The organism is Epilithonimonas tenax DSM 16811 (assembly GCF_000428485.1).
In the GTDB taxonomy this organism is placed as follows: domain Bacteria; phylum Bacteroidota; class Bacteroidia; order Flavobacteriales; family Weeksellaceae; genus Epilithonimonas; species Epilithonimonas tenax.
The window spans coordinates 1-18,796 of record NZ_AUAA01000003.1 but is presented as its reverse complement, the minus strand read 5'-3'; the positions used below and the strand labels follow the sequence as shown (position 1 = coordinate 18,796).

At 38.1% G+C, this 18,796-nt stretch carries 18 protein-coding genes and 1 pseudogene; 7 read left to right on the top strand and 12 right to left on the bottom strand.

Annotated features, from left to right (window positions below; translation table 11 throughout):
* Positions 1 to 84 precede the first annotated feature (84 nt).
* Positions 85 to 1,875, bottom strand: a complete 1,791-nt coding sequence (uvrC, locus tag F564_RS0101925; protein WP_028121114.1) for an excinuclease ABC subunit UvrC — start codon at positions 1,873 to 1,875, stop codon at positions 85 to 87.
* Positions 1,876 to 1,920: 45 nt separating this feature from the next.
* A complete protein-coding gene (locus F564_RS0101920; protein WP_028121113.1) occupies positions 1,921 to 2,337 on the bottom strand; it encodes a cupin domain-containing protein in 417 nt (138 codons plus the stop codon).
* A 219-nt stretch (positions 2,338 to 2,556) separates the two neighbouring features.
* Between F564_RS0101920 and F564_RS0101915 the strand changes: the two genes are divergently transcribed.
* Entirely contained in the window at positions 2,557 to 3,843 is a 1,287-nt protein-coding gene (locus F564_RS0101915; protein WP_028121112.1) for a DUF2130 domain-containing protein, read from the top strand.
* A gap of 8 nt (positions 3,844 to 3,851) precedes the next feature.
* Here F564_RS0101915 and F564_RS0101910 read toward each other — a convergent pair whose 3' ends face one another.
* On the bottom strand, positions 3,852 to 4,853 hold the full coding sequence (locus tag F564_RS0101910) for a lysylphosphatidylglycerol synthase transmembrane domain-containing protein (protein WP_028121111.1): 1,002 nt from the start codon (positions 4,851 to 4,853) through the stop codon (positions 3,852 to 3,854).
* A 12-nt stretch (positions 4,854 to 4,865) separates the two neighbouring features.
* On the bottom strand, positions 4,866 to 5,216 hold the full coding sequence (gene panD, locus F564_RS0101905; RefSeq protein ID WP_028121110.1) for an aspartate 1-decarboxylase: 351 nt from the start codon (positions 5,214 to 5,216) through the stop codon (positions 4,866 to 4,868).
* Between the two features lie 359 nt (positions 5,217 to 5,575).
* Here panD and F564_RS0101900 point away from each other — a divergent pair, with 359 nt between their 5' ends.
* Positions 5,576 to 5,875 carry an HU family DNA-binding protein gene (locus tag F564_RS0101900; protein ID WP_028121109.1) on the top strand — a complete coding sequence of 100 codons (300 nt, stop codon included), beginning with the start codon at positions 5,576 to 5,578 and terminating at the stop codon, positions 5,873 to 5,875.
* Between the two features lie 54 nt (positions 5,876 to 5,929).
* Here the strand turns inward: F564_RS0101900 and ribA are convergent, their stop codons facing one another.
* The 8 genes from ribA to F564_RS0101860 all read right to left on the bottom strand — a co-directional run bounded on the left by ribA (position 5,930) and on the right by F564_RS0101860 (position 12,847).
* Positions 5,930 to 6,532: a GTP cyclohydrolase II gene (ribA, locus tag F564_RS0101895; RefSeq protein WP_028121108.1), complete on the bottom strand. Its 603-nt coding sequence runs from the start codon at positions 6,530 to 6,532 to the stop codon at positions 5,930 to 5,932.
* 19 nt (positions 6,533 to 6,551) lie between these two features.
* Entirely contained in the window at positions 6,552 to 7,010 is a 459-nt protein-coding gene (locus F564_RS18545; protein ID WP_051259528.1) for a hypothetical protein, read from the bottom strand.
* The gene (locus tag F564_RS0101885; protein ID WP_028121107.1) at positions 7,007 to 7,621 is read right to left on the bottom strand and encodes a DUF4254 domain-containing protein; all 615 of its coding nucleotides are present in this window, start codon (positions 7,619 to 7,621) and stop codon (positions 7,007 to 7,009) included. The genes F564_RS18545 and F564_RS0101885 overlap by 4 nt, the downstream gene beginning before the upstream one ends.
* 8 nt (positions 7,622 to 7,629) lie before the next feature.
* Positions 7,630 to 7,839: a twin-arginine translocase TatA/TatE family subunit gene (locus tag F564_RS0101880; protein WP_028121106.1), complete on the bottom strand. Its 210-nt coding sequence runs from the start codon at positions 7,837 to 7,839 to the stop codon at positions 7,630 to 7,632.
* A gap of 30 nt (positions 7,840 to 7,869) precedes the next feature.
* The gene (locus tag F564_RS0101875; protein ID WP_028121105.1) at positions 7,870 to 9,405 is read right to left on the bottom strand and encodes a murein hydrolase activator EnvC family protein; all 1,536 of its coding nucleotides are present in this window, start codon (positions 9,403 to 9,405) and stop codon (positions 7,870 to 7,872) included.
* Positions 9,402 to 10,199 (bottom strand): DUF4292 domain-containing protein, encoded by a 798-nt coding sequence (locus tag F564_RS0101870; protein WP_028121104.1) that lies wholly within the window; start codon positions 10,197 to 10,199, stop codon positions 9,402 to 9,404. The genes F564_RS0101875 and F564_RS0101870 overlap by 4 nt, the downstream gene beginning before the upstream one ends.
* A gap of 126 nt (positions 10,200 to 10,325) precedes the next feature.
* Entirely contained in the window at positions 10,326 to 11,345 is a 1,020-nt protein-coding gene (locus tag F564_RS0101865; RefSeq protein WP_028121103.1) for a sugar phosphate nucleotidyltransferase, read from the bottom strand.
* A 44-nt stretch (positions 11,346 to 11,389) separates the two neighbouring features.
* Entirely contained in the window at positions 11,390 to 12,847 is a 1,458-nt protein-coding gene (locus F564_RS0101860; protein WP_028121102.1) for a lipopolysaccharide biosynthesis protein, read from the bottom strand.
* Between the two features lie 480 nt (positions 12,848 to 13,327).
* Between F564_RS0101860 and F564_RS0101850 the strand changes: the two genes are divergently transcribed.
* From F564_RS0101850 to F564_RS21270, 5 genes and pseudogenes are all read left to right on the top strand, one after another.
* Positions 13,328 to 14,668: a dihydroorotase gene (locus F564_RS0101850; RefSeq protein ID WP_028121101.1), complete on the top strand. Its 1,341-nt coding sequence runs from the start codon at positions 13,328 to 13,330 to the stop codon at positions 14,666 to 14,668.
* Positions 14,669 to 14,835: 167 nt separating this feature from the next.
* Positions 14,836 to 15,717, top strand: coding sequence for an SDR family oxidoreductase (locus F564_RS0101845; protein WP_028121100.1), 882 nt, complete (start codon positions 14,836 to 14,838; stop codon positions 15,715 to 15,717).
* A 5-nt stretch (positions 15,718 to 15,722) separates the two neighbouring features.
* On the top strand, positions 15,723 to 16,148 hold the full coding sequence (locus tag F564_RS0101840) for a hypothetical protein (RefSeq protein ID WP_028121099.1): 426 nt from the start codon (positions 15,723 to 15,725) through the stop codon (positions 16,146 to 16,148).
* A gap of 160 nt (positions 16,149 to 16,308) precedes the next feature.
* A complete protein-coding gene (locus F564_RS0101835) occupies positions 16,309 to 18,507 on the top strand; it encodes a M1 family metallopeptidase (protein WP_028121098.1) in 2,199 nt (732 codons plus the stop codon).
* A gap of 141 nt (positions 18,508 to 18,648) precedes the next feature.
* A pseudogene (locus F564_RS21270) lies at positions 18,649 to 18,796 on the top strand (IS982 family transposase); the annotation flags it as partial.

Here is an 18,796-nt window from a genome sequence, read left to right as displayed (position 1 = left end):
GGTTGCAAAGATAATAATTAACAGTCGAAATTCCGAATCAATCATCACTTATCCGACAAAGGTTTTTGTCATGTTTGAGTTTGATTAACTGTTGAAAAACGCCCAAACTACTTTTGCTTTTACTTTCCCGAGAATTTCTTCTAGTGTTACAAGATCCGCTTCTTTGATTCTTTTGACAGATTTCAGTTTTGTCAGAAGCATTTCTATGGATTTTGGGCCCACTCCGGGGATTTGCTCCAGTTCAGATTTGATGGTCGAGTTTGTCCGTCGGGTTCTGTGGTGTTTCACACCAAAACGGTGCGCCTCGTCTCTTACCCGTTGAAGGATTTTCAGGGTTTCCGCTTTTTTATCAATGTATAAAGGGATAGAATCCTCTGGGAAATAGATCTCCTCAAGACGTTTTGCAATCCCAACGATGGTTATCTTTCCGTACAGTCCTAGCAGTTTCAGGCTTTTGACGGCGGAGGACAATTGTCCTTTTCCACCATCAATCAAGATCAACTGAGGCAGGTCATCGCCTTCGTCCAGCAATCTTCTGTAGCGGCGGTAGATCACTTCTTCCATCGTTTTGAAATCATCCGGGCCAACCACCGTTTTTGGATGGAAAATTCTGTAATCCGCTTTGCTCGGTTTCCCATCTTTGAAAACCACACAGGCAGAAACGGGATTGGTTCCCTGGATATTCGAGTTGTCAAAACCTTCAATATGTCGTGGTTCTACAGGCATATGCAGGAGTTTTTGCATTTCCGCCATAATTCGGTTGGTGTGTCTTTCCGGATCGATGATCTGGACTTGCTTCAGTTTTTCCAGTCGGTATTCTTTGGCGTTTTTCTCGGAAAGTTCTACGATTCTTTTCTTGTCGCCCACTTTTGGAACGATCAACTTGACATTTGGGATTTCCAAACCAAGATGAAAAGGAATCAGAATTTCTTTCGAAGTCGAATCAAATTTCTGTCTAATTTCCACCAAAGCTTCCTCCAGCATATCTTCATCGGTTTCTTCCAGGACTTTTTTGATCTCAGTCGTAAAACTCTGTACGATAGAGCCATTCCTGATTTTGAAATAATTGATGTAAGCGGCCGTCTCATCGCTCGTCATCCCGAAAACATCCACATCATCAATACTTGGATTCACGACGGTATGTTTTTCCTGGTAATTTTCCAGAGATTCTATATTATTCTTAATCATCTGAGCCTTTTCAAACTCAAGATTCGAAGCAAAACGGAACATTCTTTCTTCCAGATATTTTCTGGCGAAGCGGAAATCCCCTTTGATAATGCCTCTTATTGCTTCCACCTTTTCGTCATAATCTTCCTTGGATTCCAAGTCTTCACAAGGGCCATTGCAGTTTTTGATGTGGTATTCGAGACAAACTCTATATTTTCCTTCATCTATTTTTGAAGGCGCCAAATTCAGATTACAAGTACGGATTTTATAAAGATTCTTGATGGTGTCGAGAAGAACCCTCGCGGGTTTTACTTTGGCATAAGGCCCGAAATATTCTGATCCGTCTTTTATTTTGGTTCGCGTCAAAAATATTCGCGGAAAATCTTCATTTTTGATGCAAATCCACGGATACGTTTTATCATCCTTCAGCATCACATTGTAGAATGGCTGGTGGGCTTTTATCAGATTATTTTCCAACAGAAGTGCGTCATATTCACTATTCACAACTGTAGTCTCCAATCTGTGAATCTTCGAAACCATCATCCGGGTGCGGTAACCATTTTGGTTTTTGTTGAAGTACGAAAGGACTCTTTTGTTAAGATGTTTTGCTTTTCCTACATACAATAGATGGTCGTTCTTATCATAATAACGATAAACGCCGGGTTCCGAAGGGAGTGTTTTGAGCTGAAGTTCTAGGTCGGGATTCACAGTGCAAATTTACGCAATGATATTGATTCTTGAGAAAGGTTGGTGCTATATTTCTTTGGTGAAATAATCTTCTGCGCCTTCGGGAATTGGCAGATAAATTCTTTCCCAGCCATTGGGATCCATCATTTCCCAACTGTGTCCTTCGCCAATCGTATCTTCCGCCAGCAGAATAATTCCAGGCTCAATAATAAAAGTAGAACCATCGCTCACTTTGAATTTAATTTTCCCTTTGGTTGTGATTACATGCTGCTTTCTTGGTGCAGGATGTTTGCTTTTTTCCCATTCTTCGGTCTTGTTGCTGATCCAGAAAGTAGTGGTGTTCATTGGTTTGAGCGTGGGAATAGTTCCTCTTTCAAAACTACTGGAACCGTCTTCTTTAGTGAATAATCTGATGGCTGGAATTGATTCTGTACCCTCGTGTGGATTGGTTTTCGTTTCGATATTTTCTTTGTGTTCCTGCATTAGATTTATGGCCTAGAAGCTAAAAATACAAATTAAATTTCCATTTAGTGTAGCATCTTTTAGAAATGTGCGCAGAGAAGACTTCGCGGCTTCGCAGAGACGACTTAGTGCGTGCACAGGGATGACTATTCCCAAGCAGCTATTGGGTTTTATCACTATCATTTTTAATTTCTAAATTATTGATAAATTTGTACCTTGCCTCTACGAAACCGAAATATTATGAACGAAATCATTTGTCCGAATTGTCAAAAAGCATTTAAAGTGGACGAAGCGGGATTTGCAGAGATTCTGAAACAAGTTCGCAATCATCAATTTGAAGAAGAACTACAAGAGCGTGTAAGAATTGCTGAGAGAGAAAAAAACAGTGAGATTGAACTTACTAAAGAAAAATTCAAAAGTTATCTGCAAGAGCAACTCTCCAAAAAAGATGCTGAAATTTCGCAGATAAAATCGGTTAGCGAACTGAAGATGACGGGCAAAATTTCTGAAAAAGAAATGGAAATTCTGGAACTCAAAGCGACAATTGAAAAAGCTGAAACAGAAAAAAGATTGGCGATTTCAGAAGCAGTTCAAAAAATCGAAAATGAAAAAAACAGTATCGAAAATGAAAAAAATGAACTGAGTAATAAGCTGAAAAATAAAGATTTGGAAAAAGAACTTTCTGAGAAATCTTTAAAAGAACAGTATGATGAAAAGCTCAAATCAAAAGATGTTATCATTAGATATAAGGACGAAGAAATCGACCGTGTAAAAGAAATGAAAGCCAGGCTTTCTACAAAAATGCTTGGTGAAACTCTGGAGCAGCATTGTGAAATCGAGTTTAATAAACTGCGTGCAACCGCCTTTCAAAATGTGTATTTTGAAAAGGATAATGATTCCAGGTCTGGAAGTAAAGGTGATTTTATTTACCGGGAATTTGATGATTCTGGGAATGAAATTATTTCAATCATGTTTGAGATGAAAAATGAAGCTGATCAAACGGCAACCAAAAAGCGGAATGAAGATTTTTTCCGAGAACTGGATAAAGACAGGACTGAAAAAAAATGCGAATATGCCGTGATGGTTTCATTGTTAGAAGCCGAAAACGAGTTTTACAATACAGGGATTGTAGATGTTTCGCATCGTTTCCCAAAGATGTATATAGTTAGGCCACAGTTTTTTATACCAATCATTACACTTCTGAGGAATGCTGCCATGAGCTCTTTACAGTACAAAAAAGAACTCGCTTTGGTAAAGAGCCAGAATATTGATATTACCAATTTCGAAGAGAAAATAGATATATTCAAACAAGGATTTGCGAAGAATTATGAGTTGGCGAGCAGGCAATTTAAGACCGCAGTTGATGAAATTGATAAAACAATCACTCATCTTCAAAAGACAAAAGACGCTTTACTATCCTCTGTTAACAATCTGCGGCTTGCCAATAATAAAGCAGAAGATTTGACCATAAAAAAACTGACTTACGGAAATCCTACAATGAAGGCGAAATTTGATGAGTTAGAATAAGAAAGATGTTATATTTTCCTGTTCTTTGCCAACATTGGGATGGAAATCAAGCCCATGACAAGCATAATGACGATCTGTAAAGGCAATGTGATGAAAGAGTAGGTGAGGCCCAATTCTCCGCCTGCTGTGGCGTCCTTTCCCATCGAAATGAATAAGGCCATAAAACCGAATTTCATCGCTAGATTAAATGCCCCAATGCCGCCACTTGCAGGAATGATCATTCCCAAAGTTCCAATAACGAGGATGAAACAACCATCTGCTAATGTAAAATCTGATGTTTCAGGAAGTGCAAAACAAACGAGATAAGAAGCGAAGAAATAGCAGATCCAGATCCCTGCTGTGTAAAAGATGAATTTTCCTTTTTGTTTTAAATTGAAAATTGATTTTAAACCTTCAAAAATTCCGTCAATGAAATCAATGATTTTTGAAATCACAGCAAAGCGTCGAAATTTTTCTTTGAATTTGAAAAATAAAATCAATCCAATGATTCCCGCAGCCAAAATTAAAATGAATATCGCAGGGTTTGGTTGGAAGCCAGAATTGTCGTAGAAACTTCTGATCGCCTCAAATTTGAAAATCAAAGTGAGTCCAAGAAATAACATCATACAAACCAGATCAATGACACGTTCCAAGATAATGGTCCCGAAAGACTTGTCTACAGGTACTTTTTCTACACCGTAAAGCGCTGTAGATCTTGCAACCTCGCCACTTCTTGGAATTGTAAGGTTCATCAGATATCCAAAGGAAATAGACCAGAGCGCATTGGTGTTCGATATTTTGTGACCCATAGGTTCCAGAAGAAGATTCCATCTGATGGCTCTGAACCAATAAGCGGAAACTCCAAAAACCGAAGCGAATGCCACCCAGAAATAATTAGCCTTTTTGAGAGAAACTTTGATCTTATCCAGGTGCAATCCTTTCAGTGCAACCCAAAGAAATAGTCCCGCAATAGCGATAGAAACCAGCACGGTGACTGCATTTTTGAATGCTGAGGATTTTTTTTCTTCCAATGTAGCAGGGAATTATGTAAGGAGATTGGTCGCTTCGTCTGGGAAAACAATTTTGGGCTGGAAATTCTGGGCTTCCTCAGGTGTCATTTGTGCATAAGCAATAATGATGATGATGTCACCCTTTTGTACTTTTCTGGCTGCAGGACCATTAAGACAGATTTCTCCGGATTTTCTTTTCCCTTTGATCACATAAGTGTCAAAACGTTCGCCGTTGTTCACATTGACGATGTAGACCCTTTCGCCCACGATCAAGCCGGCAGATTCTATAAGATCTTCGTCAATGGTAATGCTTCCAATATAATCAAGGTCTGAGGCCGTAACGCGTACCCTGTGGATTTTCGATTTAAAAACTTCGATTAACATAGTTGCAAATTTACGTTAAATAATAAAAGTGGAAAAGAACATTTTGTTTTTCCTGCAGTTGTGGCGCGTTTTGTCCAAGTTGTACCGATTGTAAATAGTCATAAAATGTAGATTGCTTTTTGTGAATTTATGAATTTGGCACAATTTTGTTACGAAGTATTATATTTGTTGATGAATAAAGGTAAATTATTAAAAATGTACGGTCTATAAATGCGTGTTTTCGTTAAAATGTCATTTGTTGAAAATTCATCAGATTTTATAAAAAAGTACGTAGTTCACTAAATTTTGTAAAAATATTTGCACGATATCAAAATTGTCTTATATTTGCTATAACAACATAACTTTAATTAATAAATATTATGAACAAGTCTGAATTAATCGACGCTATCGCGAAAGATGCAGAAATCACAAAAGCTGCTGCTAAAAAAGCTTTGGAATCATTTGTTGCTAACGTAACGGAAACACTTAAGAAAAAAGACGGTAAAGTATCTTTAGTAGGATTTGGTACTTTCTCAGTATCTGAAAGAGCTGCTAGACAAGGAATCAACCCGGCTACTAAAAAGCCAATCCAAATTGAAGCAAAAACTGTTGCTAAATTCAAAGCTGGAGCTGATTTGGCTACTGCGGTTGCTGGTCCTGCTACAGGAAAGAAAAAATAATGTTATTTGAATTTTCAAATAAAAAAACCGTCGTAAGACGGTTTTTTTATGTTTTTAGGAGTCCGTATTCTCATCATCCAGAAGATGTCCGAAGAATTCTTTCTTGGTTTTAAGATACGAAGCGCTGGCGTCGTTTGATTTGATCTGCAAAGGTATTCTGGCGTTAAAACCGATAGCACTATCTTGGATGATTTTTATTTTATCGGGATTGTTGGTCATCAGATTGAGAGATGTTACGTTTAGGGTTGTTAGTATGTCTATAGCGATCCCGAAATCACGGTCATCAGCTGGTAATCCCAATTCCAAATTGGCCTGAACCGTATCCAGACCTTTTTCCTGTAAAGCATAAGCCTTAAGTTTGTTGATGATACCGATGTTTCTTCCTTCCTGTCTTAGATAGATGATCATTCCGCCGTTTTCCTGCATATATTGCATCGCAGAATCCAGCTGCTGTCCGCATTCGCATTTTTGTGAATGAAACACTTCACCCGTAATACATTCCGAATGGATTCTTACATTGACAGGCTTGCTGAGATCTGTGTTTTTAGCAATCAGAGCCATATGAGGCATCCAATCTTTTTCATTTTCAGAAAAGGCCATCATTCTGAACTCCCCGAAATCTGTGGGAACATTCGATTCTGCTTGTAATTTTAACATTAATTAGCGTGTTGTAAAATTAGTTAGAAGACATAGATATTTCTTCTGTCTTTGACTGAGCAGCTTCCAAAAGATTGATATTGGTTTTGATTTTGACCATATATCTGTTCAGGACTTCCTCATCATCTTTTACCATGAATTTTCTAAGTTTCTGAATCTTTTTATAATATTTTTCGAAATCTTCTAAAGATTTATGCTTAGACGATTGATTGAAATCTCTGACAGCAACGAGGTAGTCTGAAAGTGAAACTTTTAGGGAAGAAACTTCCTTGTTGACCGCATCATTTCTGAATTTTGGAAAAGTTGCGATAAGATTAGAAATGGACGAAGCGTAAACTATGGCTTCTGGAGAAAGATAGGAATAGGTGTCTGAAAGCAAATCAGAATGCACCTGCTCCGATGCTGCAGAGTTTGCGGAGCAAGATCCTAAAAAGGCTGTAATAATTGTTATCGTTAAAAGTTTATGAAAACTTTTCATTTTTTCTGCATTTTTTGATACAGGACTGGATTAAGACTTTCGTCATTATACATCTTCATTTGCTTGTAAAGTTTCATCTTAACTGCACCTTTCTCGATATCAGAAAGCAACTGATCTATGGCTGTAGAAAGGTCTTTTTTCTGTTCCAAAAGTACATTTAACTTTTGAGAGCACTGTAATTGATGTTCTTCGGAAGCATCTGCGCGAGACGCTTCAATAGACATATGGTATATTTTCAAAGAAAGAATCGAAAAACGATCTATACACCACGCCGGCGTTTCGCTGTTTATTCTGGCATCGGAATTTGGTACTATATTTTCGAAATTTTTATAGAACCAAAAATCGATCTGTTCTACCAGATCTGTTCTTTTTTGATTGAGTTTATCAATTCTTCTTTTTATTTTTAATGCATCCGTTGGGTCGATATCTTCCTCACGGATAATATCTTCCAAATGCCACTGAACCGTATCTATCCAGTTCTTTGAATACAAAATCCATTCCAAGCTGTTGGTTTGGAATGGATTGTTTTCTTCAGTGTTAACGTCGTCTGTGATGTGATAATCTTTGACCGACTGGTTAAAGATTTCCCATGATTTTTCTGTTAAACTCATTAATCAGGTTATAAATTTTGAGAAGGATCATTCGTTGTAGAGGAAGAGTCTTTCTTTTTGTCTTCTTCTTTTACAGCATCTTTAAACTCTTTGATACCAGAGCCCAAACCTTTCATTAATTCGGGGATTTTTTTTCCGCCAAACAACAAAAGCAATATCAAGGCTACAATTAGGATATGCTGCCAAGAAATACTTAGTATAACAGTTGATAGTGTCATCTTGATTTTTTTACAAAGTTAAATTATTTTTTAATACGAAACCCAACCTAATGGATCAACCGGATTTTGACCATTCCAGATTTGGAAATCTAATGTATATGACCCATCAAAATCACTGCCAACTTCTCCAATCAATGTGCCAGCAGAGACTTGTTGATTGGCTTTGACCAATGTATTGGACAAGTTCGAGTATATGGTGAAATATGCACCATGTTTGACAAAGACGGTACGGCTACCGTTGATGACCTGGATGGTAGAAACAACACCAGGGAAAACGCATCTGGCCTTTGATCCTGCGGAAACAGCAATTTTAATACCTGTATTTTCTTCCACTATGTTTTTGAAAATTGGATGTGGCTGTCTTCCAAATCGGTGGGTAACGGTGCCTTTTTCTACAGGAAAACCTATTCTTCCTTTGTTATCAGCAAAATTATTACCTACAGTAGACCCTACACCGTAGCTTTTCATTACTTTTTTCTCAACTTCGTCTTGGGCATCCTCTTTCTTCTTGTTAGCGGCAGCTTCATTGGCCTTGGCTGCAGCTAGCTTGTCATTGGCAGCCTTGGATCTTTCGGCTGCATCTCTTGTGGCTTTTTCTGCGGCTTCTTTTTTCTCGATGGCCTTATTGGTTTCGGCTAGTCTTCTTTGTTCTTCCGCACGTTTTGCGGCAAGTTCTGTTGCACGTTTAGCTTCTAATTCAGCTTTTTTTCTTTCCGCTTCTGCAGCTGCTATTTTTGCTCTGTTTTCGGCTTCTATTCTGTCTTTTTCTTTTTTAGCAGCTATTTCAGCCAGTCTTTTTCTCTCGGCTTCGGCTTTTCTTTCTGCTTCTTCTTTTGCCTTGGCTGTTCTTATTTCTTCAGCAATGATATTCCTGATCTGACGTTCTAATTCTTTGGATTGGGTCTGTTTCTGTCTCAGCTCTGCTGTCAGTTTGACCTCATTCTTTTTGAACTCGTCCAAAAGCTTTTGTTTCTGGATCCTTTCCAGCTCTATGGTTGCCAGATCTTTCTTCTGATTGAGAAGCAGATTGTCTTTTTCCGAAACCGATTTTTTCTTCAGGCTGATGTTCTTCTTTATCTCATTTGCCTTGTTGGAGATCTCTGCGGCTTTTTTGTCCTGATATTCTGAGTATCTTTTGAGATATTCTATCCTACTGAGTGCCTCACCTACATTTTTCGAGGAGAGGATAAAAGTCACTTTGTTTTGAACACCTTTCGTCTTATACGCTTTGACCAATATCTCAGCATAGTTTTTCCGGAGAACCTCTAATTCTCTATTGTTTTTATTGATTTCCAGCTGTCTTGTGTAGATGTCATCTTCAATGAATCTTTTTTCTTTCTGCGTATTGTTGTACACTTTTTCGCGTAAAGTCAGTTTTTGATTCACGGCATTCAGGTAAGCGATAGAAAGTTTGGATTCCTGTTTGGTTTGATTTAATGAGGCATTGATGGTAGATATCTGTTTCTTCAGATCAGCATTTTGCTTTTGCAAAACCTCTTTATCTTTTTGTCCAAATGCGCTTCCGAAAAGGATGATACTTATTAAAAAACTTAATTTCTTGATCATTTAATCTCTGTCTTTTTGTAATTGGCAGGAACGGAATAAGTAGTTTCCATCCGGGAAAAGTCAAATTTCGTATTTTCTAATAATATTTCGTCTGTTTTATTGGCTTTTATAATTATTTTAACACTTTTTGGAAAGCTCTCATTGTTGAGTATTTCTCTGTTGGAGTAAGTGATTTCCAACTCATTGTTATTAGAGATGTTGGTTAACAGGACGTGATTCAGGTTGAAATCCCGATCATAATCTAATGCGATTTTAAATTCGCTCGTTTTTCCATTCTCTGTAATTTTCTGAGTCTGTTTTGAATTCAAGCTGAAACCGCCAGCATTTTGTGTGACATTATAATCCTTTTCAGACACAGGAATAAAGGTTTTACCCAGCAACAGATTCTGCAGTGCGTTGTAATCAATAAAGTTGACATTGAGAAGCTTATTGAGGTAGCCAAAATCCGAATCAATATAGGTTTTGTCCAGTTTATAATAGCCTTTGATTCCTTCAGGCGTTGCAACACCTCTTGCGGCTTGCAGAATGACAGCTACGAGATTCATCCATACTTTTTGGCCATTTTCTATGTAAATGACAGCATCCAGAGTTGGGATGAATGAGCCTGTTTTTGCATCGATCTTACTGCTGATTTTGACCGCATCGAAAGTCGATTTTTTCTCAATTGCAGAAAAGAAATTGGCATTATCGGAAAGTGGTTTGGTGGTGCTTACGGGCGCTGTATTCTGTGTTTTTTGGACTTTACAGGAAGTTACAGCTAGAGCAGAAAGTAGGATTAAAATATATTTTTGCATAATTTTTTTGGATAAAAACTTACAATATTAACGCCAAAAATAAACTTATATTTTCGCATAAGTATCTAAAAAAAACTTTGTCAAAGTTCTGGACCTTGACAAAGTTGATGTATGATTAAAATGAAATTAATCTTTCGAAACGAAATCCAAAACGGAATAATCTCCCAAAGATATTTCTCTCGCAACGCCGAAGTATTTGGCAGAGTTTCCAATCATTGAGTTACTTAGATTCCCGTGATCGATGATTGTATTTTCCTGGATCAGTGAGTTGTCGATATTAGAATTGATAACAATAGTGTTGTTACCTAGAGACACGTTAGGTCCAATTTTAGAGTTCAGGATTTTCACATTTTCCCCGATGAAACAAGGTGGGATGATCATACAGTTTTCGATTTCTGCAGATTCCGGAAAATTCGCCATATTAGCTCGTTCGTACTGCAATATCTTGCTGTTGGTTTCTACAGTTGCGTTTTTGTTACCACAATCCATCCAGTCATCTACTTTTCCCAGGGAGAATTTTGCACCTTTCGCTCTTAGATTTTCCAAGGCGGTTGTGAGTTGATATTCTCCACCTTCTGTAATGTGATTTTCCATAATATGGTCAATCTCTGTCATCAGTTTCTCTGCAGAATTGAAATAATAAATGCCAATAATGGCAAGATCTGAGACAAATTCCTTAGGTTTTTCCACAAAATCTGTGATGAAGCCATAGTCATCCAGTTTTACAACACCGAAGGCAGAAGGATCTTCCACTTTTTTTACCCAAATCACACCGTCAGCATTGGTGTCAAGGTGGAAATCTGCACGGAAGAGTGTGTCGGCAAATGCAATAATTACTGGCCCACTCATACTTGCCCTCGCACAATTGATCGCATGTGCTGTTCCTAGTGGTTCTGTTTGAGCATAGATACTTCCTTTTGCTCCCAGATTCTCGGCTACTTTGATAAGAGATTCTTCAACATCTGAACCGAAGTCACCAATGATGAAAGCAATCTCTTCAATTGGTTGGTTCGCAACTTTTGCAATGTCTTCTACCAATCTCTGTACAATTGGTTTTCCACCGATTGGAATCAACGGTTTTGGAACGGTTAATGTATGCGGCCTAAGTCTGGAACCACGTCCAGCCATTGGGACTATTATTTTCATAAGTTTCTATTGTTAAGTTGTTGACTATTAGGCGGGTAATAGGTTTATTTCATTCCGATTTTATGGAGCATCTTCTGAGGGATCAAGTTCTCTGACTTCATCAAAATGGTTGCCAAAATTAGAAATATAAGATTTCCCAACCAAATGTTTTCTTTTAAATATTGGTAATATGCCAAAGATACTACCATTGTTACAAGAATGACCATGGCGTTCTTGTAAATGTGGTATGGAACTGGGTATTTGGACTGTCCCCAAACGTATGATACAACCATCATTGCAAAATAACTGGCAATGGTAGCCCAAGTGGAAGCCCAATAGCCGTATTTAGGAATAAAATAAAAATTAATAATGATGGTTATAAAAACCCCAATAGCAGAGATATATGCGCCGATGATGGTTTGATCTGTCAATTTATACCAAATCGAAAGATTGAGGTAGATTCCTAAAAATAAACTGGCAAAGAACAAAATGGGAAGAATAGAGATGCCTTCATAATATTCCGGATTGTTGATGTAAGCTTTTGCGATCCAATTGAGATTTACAGATAAGAATAAGACAATCAGGCAGTTGATGGCGATGAAAATATCCATCAGCTTCACATACATCTCTTTTGCATTCTTGTTTTTTGAATTGCTGAAAAAGAATGGCTCTATTCCCAAAGAGTACGCTTGGCGGAAAAGAATGACGAACGTCACCACTTTTGCAACACCGCCATAAATGCCTAATTCATGCCTTCCAATAGCTTCCGGTAAAAGGAATTTAAGGAACTGTCTGTCAAAGGTTTCATTGATGATCCCAGCTAATCCAGCAATCGTGATCGGCCAGGAATACTTGATCATTCTTTTCCAAAGTTCCCAAGAGAAATGTTTTATTCTTGCGATTAATAATTCTTGTGATAGCATCAGAAATGTGACAGAACTGGCTGCCAGATTGGCGATGAAGACATATCCAATCCCGAACTCCGGACTGTATTTCAACCCAAAGATTCCTTCTGGATATCTAGGCAGTATGATGATGAAAAAGACAACCAACAGAAAATTGATGATTCCGTTTGTGATTCTGATTCCGGCATATTTCAAAGGCCTCTCGTTTTTCCGAAGCATCACGAAAGGCATAGCGCAAAATGCGTCCAAAGCCAAAGTGACGGTAAGAATGGCCAAAAGGTCAACTTGATCTGGCGTTTTGAAAGCAACAGCTAATGGTTGCCGGTAAAGTAAAGTGAAAAATAAATAAACCAAAGTCACGGCCAACACACTGAAAAAAGCAGTTGAAATCAATTTTCTGTCATCTTTCTCGTCCAAAGCAAAACGGAAAAAAGTAGTTTCCATACCATGGGTCAATAGCACCGCGATAACGCCTGCTACGGAATAAAAATCTGCAAAAGGAGAATAGGCTGTCGGACCAAAAGTTCTCGTAATAATTGGATTGATTACAAAAGGAAACAGTCTGATAATCACAGTTGTTAATCCATAAAGAGCAGTTTGTCCGAGAAGTTTTTTCATCTAATAGTTTATGGTTTGCATCGGCCAGATAGAATCTGCGATTTCAATTCAAAAATTTTTGCAAAAATACGCTATTCTGACAAGAAACCGATTTATTTTTTCAGCTTGGAATTCACAAAAAAAACAAATTTTCCGCCAATCATAATACTGTCGTGCTGCGATTTTTAGCCTTCAAAGGGTTTTTTACTCAGCTCGATTTTTTCGATGTAAACATGCTGTGCTGATTGGTTTTTGGGTTTGGTCGCACACGTTTTTCCTTTCTCCAAGTTGAGTGTTGCAATGGATGATACCCGGATTTCCTAGGTTATATAAAAACAGATGGATTGATCGACGAGATTTAAAATCAATACAATGGCGCTTTTGCATTAATTTTAAAGTACAAATTCGGGTAATAATTTTCAAAAACTTAATTTTGCTTGAAATGAAACTTTTAGATCTAAGTCTTACCTCTGATATCCAACTTCTAATATCTAATTAAAAATGAAAATTCTAATAAAAAACGCCCAAATAGTTAATGAAAATTTGGTTTTCCAAAGTGATATTCTGATTGAAAATGATTTGATTTCAATCATTTCAAAAAATATTTCTGAAGAGAATGTTGACCAAATCATCGATGCCGCCGGAAAGTATCTTTTGCCTGGAGTGATTGATGATCAAGTCCATTTCCGCGAACCGGGATTAACTCATAAAGGCAATATTGAATCCGAATCAAAAGCTGCTATTGCGGGAGGAATTACAAGTTTTATAGACCAACCCAACACCGTTCCTAATGCTGTAACTCAGGAATTATTGGCTCAAAAATATGAAATTGGTTCTCAGAAAGCATACGCCAATTACGGATTTATGATGGGCGGAACCAATGATAATTTAGAAGAGATTTTAAAAACAAACCCTAGAAATGTTCCCGGAATCAAGTTGTTTTTAGGCTCATCTACAGGAAATATGTTGGTTGATAATCCTGAAACGCTGGAAAATATTTTCAGTAATACAAAAATGCTCATTGCTGTACACTGCGAAGATGAAGCTACAATTAGAGAAAATACGCAAAAATATCTGGATGAATATGGTGAAGATATTCCGGTGAAATTTCATCATTTAATAAGAAGTGAGGAAGCTTGTTTTACATCTTCTTCAAAAGCAGTTGAGTTAGCAAAAAAAACAGGAGCCAGACTACACGTTTTCCATCTTTCTACAGCGAAGGAGATGGAACTCTTCCGAAATGATATTCCTTTAAAAGATAAAAAAATAACGGCAGAAGTTTGTGTTCATCATTTAACTTTCACCAATGAAGATTACGATACAAAAGGAGGATTAATCAAGTGGAATCCTGCGGTAAAGACGCAAAAAGATAAAGACGGACTTTGGGAAGCTTTGCTGGATGACAGAATTGATGTGATTGCCACAGACCACGCGCCTCACACTTGGGAAGAAAAACAAAATGTTTACACAAAATGCCCTTCTGGTGCGCCTTTGGTACAACATTCTTTGGTGGTGATGCTGGAGAATTTTAGAAAAGGAAAAATTAGCTTAGAAAAAATCGTGGAAAAAATGTGCCACAATCCTGCTGTTCTTTTCAGAGTAGAAAAAAGAGGTTTTGTGAGAGAAGGATACAAAGCCGATTTGGTTTTGGTAGATTTAAATGAAAAATGGACGGTTGCAAAAGAAAATATATTGTATAAATGTGGATGGAGTCCACTAGAAGGAACCGTATTTCATTCTAAAGTAACCCACACTTTCGTCAACGGAAATCTAGTTTATGATAACGGAAATTTGAATGAAAAAAAATTCGGAGAGCGTTTGCTTTTTGAAGTTCAAGAATAAACAGAGAATCTGCCTTACTTTTTTGTTGCGAGAAGGATTCATTAATATGGATTGAATGAGCGTTCATATTTGGCGCATAACTTTTATTAAATTTCAATACAAAATAAAAATCTAAATTTACCAAAGACTCAAAAACCTTAAATTGTAATCTAAAAATCACTTAATCAATGAATTTATATACACAGCCAATGTTGCGCGAAGACGCACTTAAAGATAAAGTAGCTATCGTAACCGGTGGCGGAAGCGGACTGGGAAAAGCGATGACCAAATATTTTCTTCAGCTTGGAGCAAAGGTCGTCATCACTTCCAGAAACCTGGAGAAACTGCAGGGAACAGCCAAAGAACTGGAAGAAGAAACAGGCGGAAAAGTCCTTTGTGTAGCTTGCGATGTGCGAAACTGGGACGAAGTGGAGGCTATGAAAGAAGCCGCGCTGAAAGAATTTGGCAGAATTGATATTCTGTTAAACAACGCCGCCGGAAACTTCATCTCACCAACCGAAAGACTCACGCATTCCGCCTTTGATTCGATCCTTGATATTGTTTTGAAAGGAACCAAGAACTGCACACTTTCCATCGGGAAACATTGGATTGACAACAAAGTGCCTGGAACCGTTCTGAATATTGTAACCACTTATGCCTGGACGGGTTCAGCGTATGTCGTTCCATCGGCTTGTGCAAAAGCGGGCGTTTTGGCAATGACAAGAAGTTTAGCTGTGGAGTGGGGGAAATATAACATCCGTTTCAACGCGATTGCTCCGGGACCATTTCCTACGAAAGGCGCTTGGGACAGGTTGCTACCTGGCGATATGAAAGATAAATTTGATTTGGCTAAAAAAAATCCGCTCAAAAGAGTAGGAGAACATCAGGAGTTGGCCAATCTTGCGGCTTATCTGGTTTCTGATTTTTCATCCTTCGTGAATGGCGAAGTCGTGACCATCGATGGTGGCGAGTGGCTTCAAGGTGCCGGTGAATTCAATATGCTGGAGGAGGTGCCTCAGGAAATGTGGGATATGCTGGAGACCATGATTAAGGCGAAAAAATCTAACTGATAAGAATGAATACGATTATTCTGCTTGTTGTTTTAGCAATTTTAATTTTTGTTCTCGCATATTATTGGGATAAAAATTACAGAAATATTAATGACATTAGAACGTATGAAGATGTTGAAAAACTTGCAGAATTTGATGGTGATTTTGAATATAGAGATGAAGGTTTCTACTTGAAATTAAAAGAATCCCGAAGATTTATAAGATGGGACGAAATTATTAATGTCATATCTAAAAAATATTCTGTCGCTGGAGAATCTAAAATGGTTTATGAGATTAAAACAGTAAATGAGTCTTTTGAAATAGATTTGGAAAAATCAGGTTTTTATAAATTTAAAATTAAACTTGACGATAATTTACAAATCATCAATAACTGGCAGAATGTCCTTTCAAAAAATAATCGAGATGATATTATCTTTGAGAGAGATGATTGATTTAAACTTTCAATAATTAGATTCTATATAAAAAAAGCAAGCTTGCTATCACCCGATAGCAAGCTTGCTTTTTTATGAACCTTAGGAGACTTCAGTCCAATGATGTAACAAGTTCAGGATTTTATTGACTAATTTTATTTAACAATAAATCTATCTATTAATGAACTTCAAACTTCCAACACTTCTCTCTGTGGTTGCGATATTTGCCTTCACAGCAAAAGGCTACGCACAGGAAACGCCTGCCTACAGTTATACCGAGGCTTTCAAGCCTTTGTTCTATCCTCAGACCGGAACAGAAACCCGTTCTGCAAGTGGACAGCCAGGTCACAAATATTGGCAAAATTCAGCGGATTATCAACTCAATGTAAGTCTGGATGAAGCTAAAAATGAAATCACAGGTTCAGCAGAAATTACTTATACGAACAACAGTCCGGATCAGTTAGGATTTCTTTGGTTGCAACTGGACCAAAATCTTTTCGCAAAGGATTCGCGAGGTAATGCAGTGGTGCCACTTTCCGGAAGTAGAAATGGTGCACACGGCGAAGAGTTTGATGGCGGTTACAAGGTCAAATCTGTAAAATACGATGGTAAAGATGTAAAATATACCATCACCGATACCAGAATGCAGATCGACCTTCCGCAAGATTTGAAAGCGAACGGTGGTATTGCGAAATTGAAGATCGAATATTCTTTTTTATCGCCAAAATATGGTTCCGACAGAATGGGAATCGAAGATACCAAGAACGGAAAGATCTTCACAATGGCGCAGTGGTACCCAAGAATGTGCGTGTATGATGACGTTTTGGGGTGGAACACTTCGCCATATTTAGGCGCTTCGGAATTTTATTTGGAGTACGGAACACTTTCAGCGAATATCACGGTTCCTGCCAACCAATATGTGGTAGCTTCGGGAGAATTACTGAACGAAAAAGAAGTTTACAGCAAAGAGGAAGTAAGCCGTTGGAATCAAGCCAGAAGCAGTGAGAAAACGGTTGCGATCCGCCCGGAATCTGAATTAGGGAAAAATAATAAGTCAGGCACAAAAACCTGGAAATTCAAAATAGATAATGCTAGGGATTTTGCCTGGGCTTCATCTGCCGCTTTCATTTTGGATGCAGCGAGAATCAACTTGCCAAGCGGTAAAAAATCTTTGGCGATCTCTGCTTATCCTGTAGAAAGTGCCGGCGAAAAGGCTTGGGGAAGATCTACAGAATATACCAAAGCTTCCATCGAACATTACTCCGGGAAATGGTATGAATATCCTTATCCAGCAGCGACCAACGTTGCCGGAAACGAAGGCGGGATGGAATATCCGGGAATCGTTTTCTGTCATATGAGTTCCAAAGGAGAAAGTCTTTGGGGCGTTACAGATCACGAGTTTGGCCATACGTGGTTCCCAATGATCGTGGGTTCCAATGAGAGATTGTTCGCTTGGATGGACGAAGGTTTCAATACTTTTATCAATGAAGGTTCTACAGAAGCTTTTAACAATGGGGAATATTACCACAAACAAGATATTGGCAAAATGGGTTCTTTTGTCCTGAATGACAACTACGAACAGATCATGGTAGGTCCAGATAATATGAAGGAAAGAAGTATCGGCGTTCTGGCTTACTTCAAACCAGGTTTGGGATTGGGGATTTTGAGAGAAACAATCTTAGGTCCTGAGAAGTTTGATAAAGCGTTCAGAACTTATGTGGCAAGATGGGCGTTCAAACATCCGACACCTTGGGATTTTTTCCATACCATGGAGAATGTTTCCGGAGAAGAGCTGAACTGGTTCTGGAGAGGTTGGTTTATCAATAAATGGAAAGTAGATCAGGCTGTGAAAGCGGTAAAACCTTTCAATGGCGATTATAAGAACGGCGCACAGATTACTGTCGAGAATCTTGGCCAATTGCCAATGCCAACCACAGTGGAGGTTAAATTCAAAGACGGAACGACTCAATTGGTGAAAGTGCCTGTCGAGGTTTGGAAACGCAATACAGAATGGACTTTCAAAGTGAATTCTACCAAAGAAGTAGAGCAAGTGAAGCTGGATCCAACTTCCAGTGTGCCGGACATCAATCCAAAAAACAATGTTTGGGCTTCGGCTCAGGCTGTTCCGGTAGAGAAAGTGAATATGAAAGAATTTACCGGAACATTCAGCACCAAAGAAGTACCGTTGAAATTGACTTTTACGGATAAAGCAGGCCTGTTATATGGGCAGGCAACTGGCCAACCGGAGTTTCCTTTGGAATACCAGGGACAGAGCAAATTTACTTTTGAGCAGGCCGATGTGTCTATCACTTTCAGCAAGGACAAAAAGAGCATCGATTTTTCACAAGGTGGAAAAGCATTCAAATTCAATAAAGAATAAGTTGTTCACACCTACATGCAACAAGCTCCGAGAATATTCGGAGCTTGTTGCTTTTGTAATTTAACCCGTAGTGCATTATAAAAAAGGTTACTCATAATACGAAAATTTCGTATATTGTATTGACTATCAATCTAATACGTTATGAATAACCTAGATGCAATTTACGATTTTATTTTAAAGGAATTAAGAAAATTAACCATCAAAGAAAATTTTTATTTCAAACCAATTAAACCAAAATTATCTGATTTAGAGCTCATTGCAATAAATATTTCTGCGGAATATTTATCGA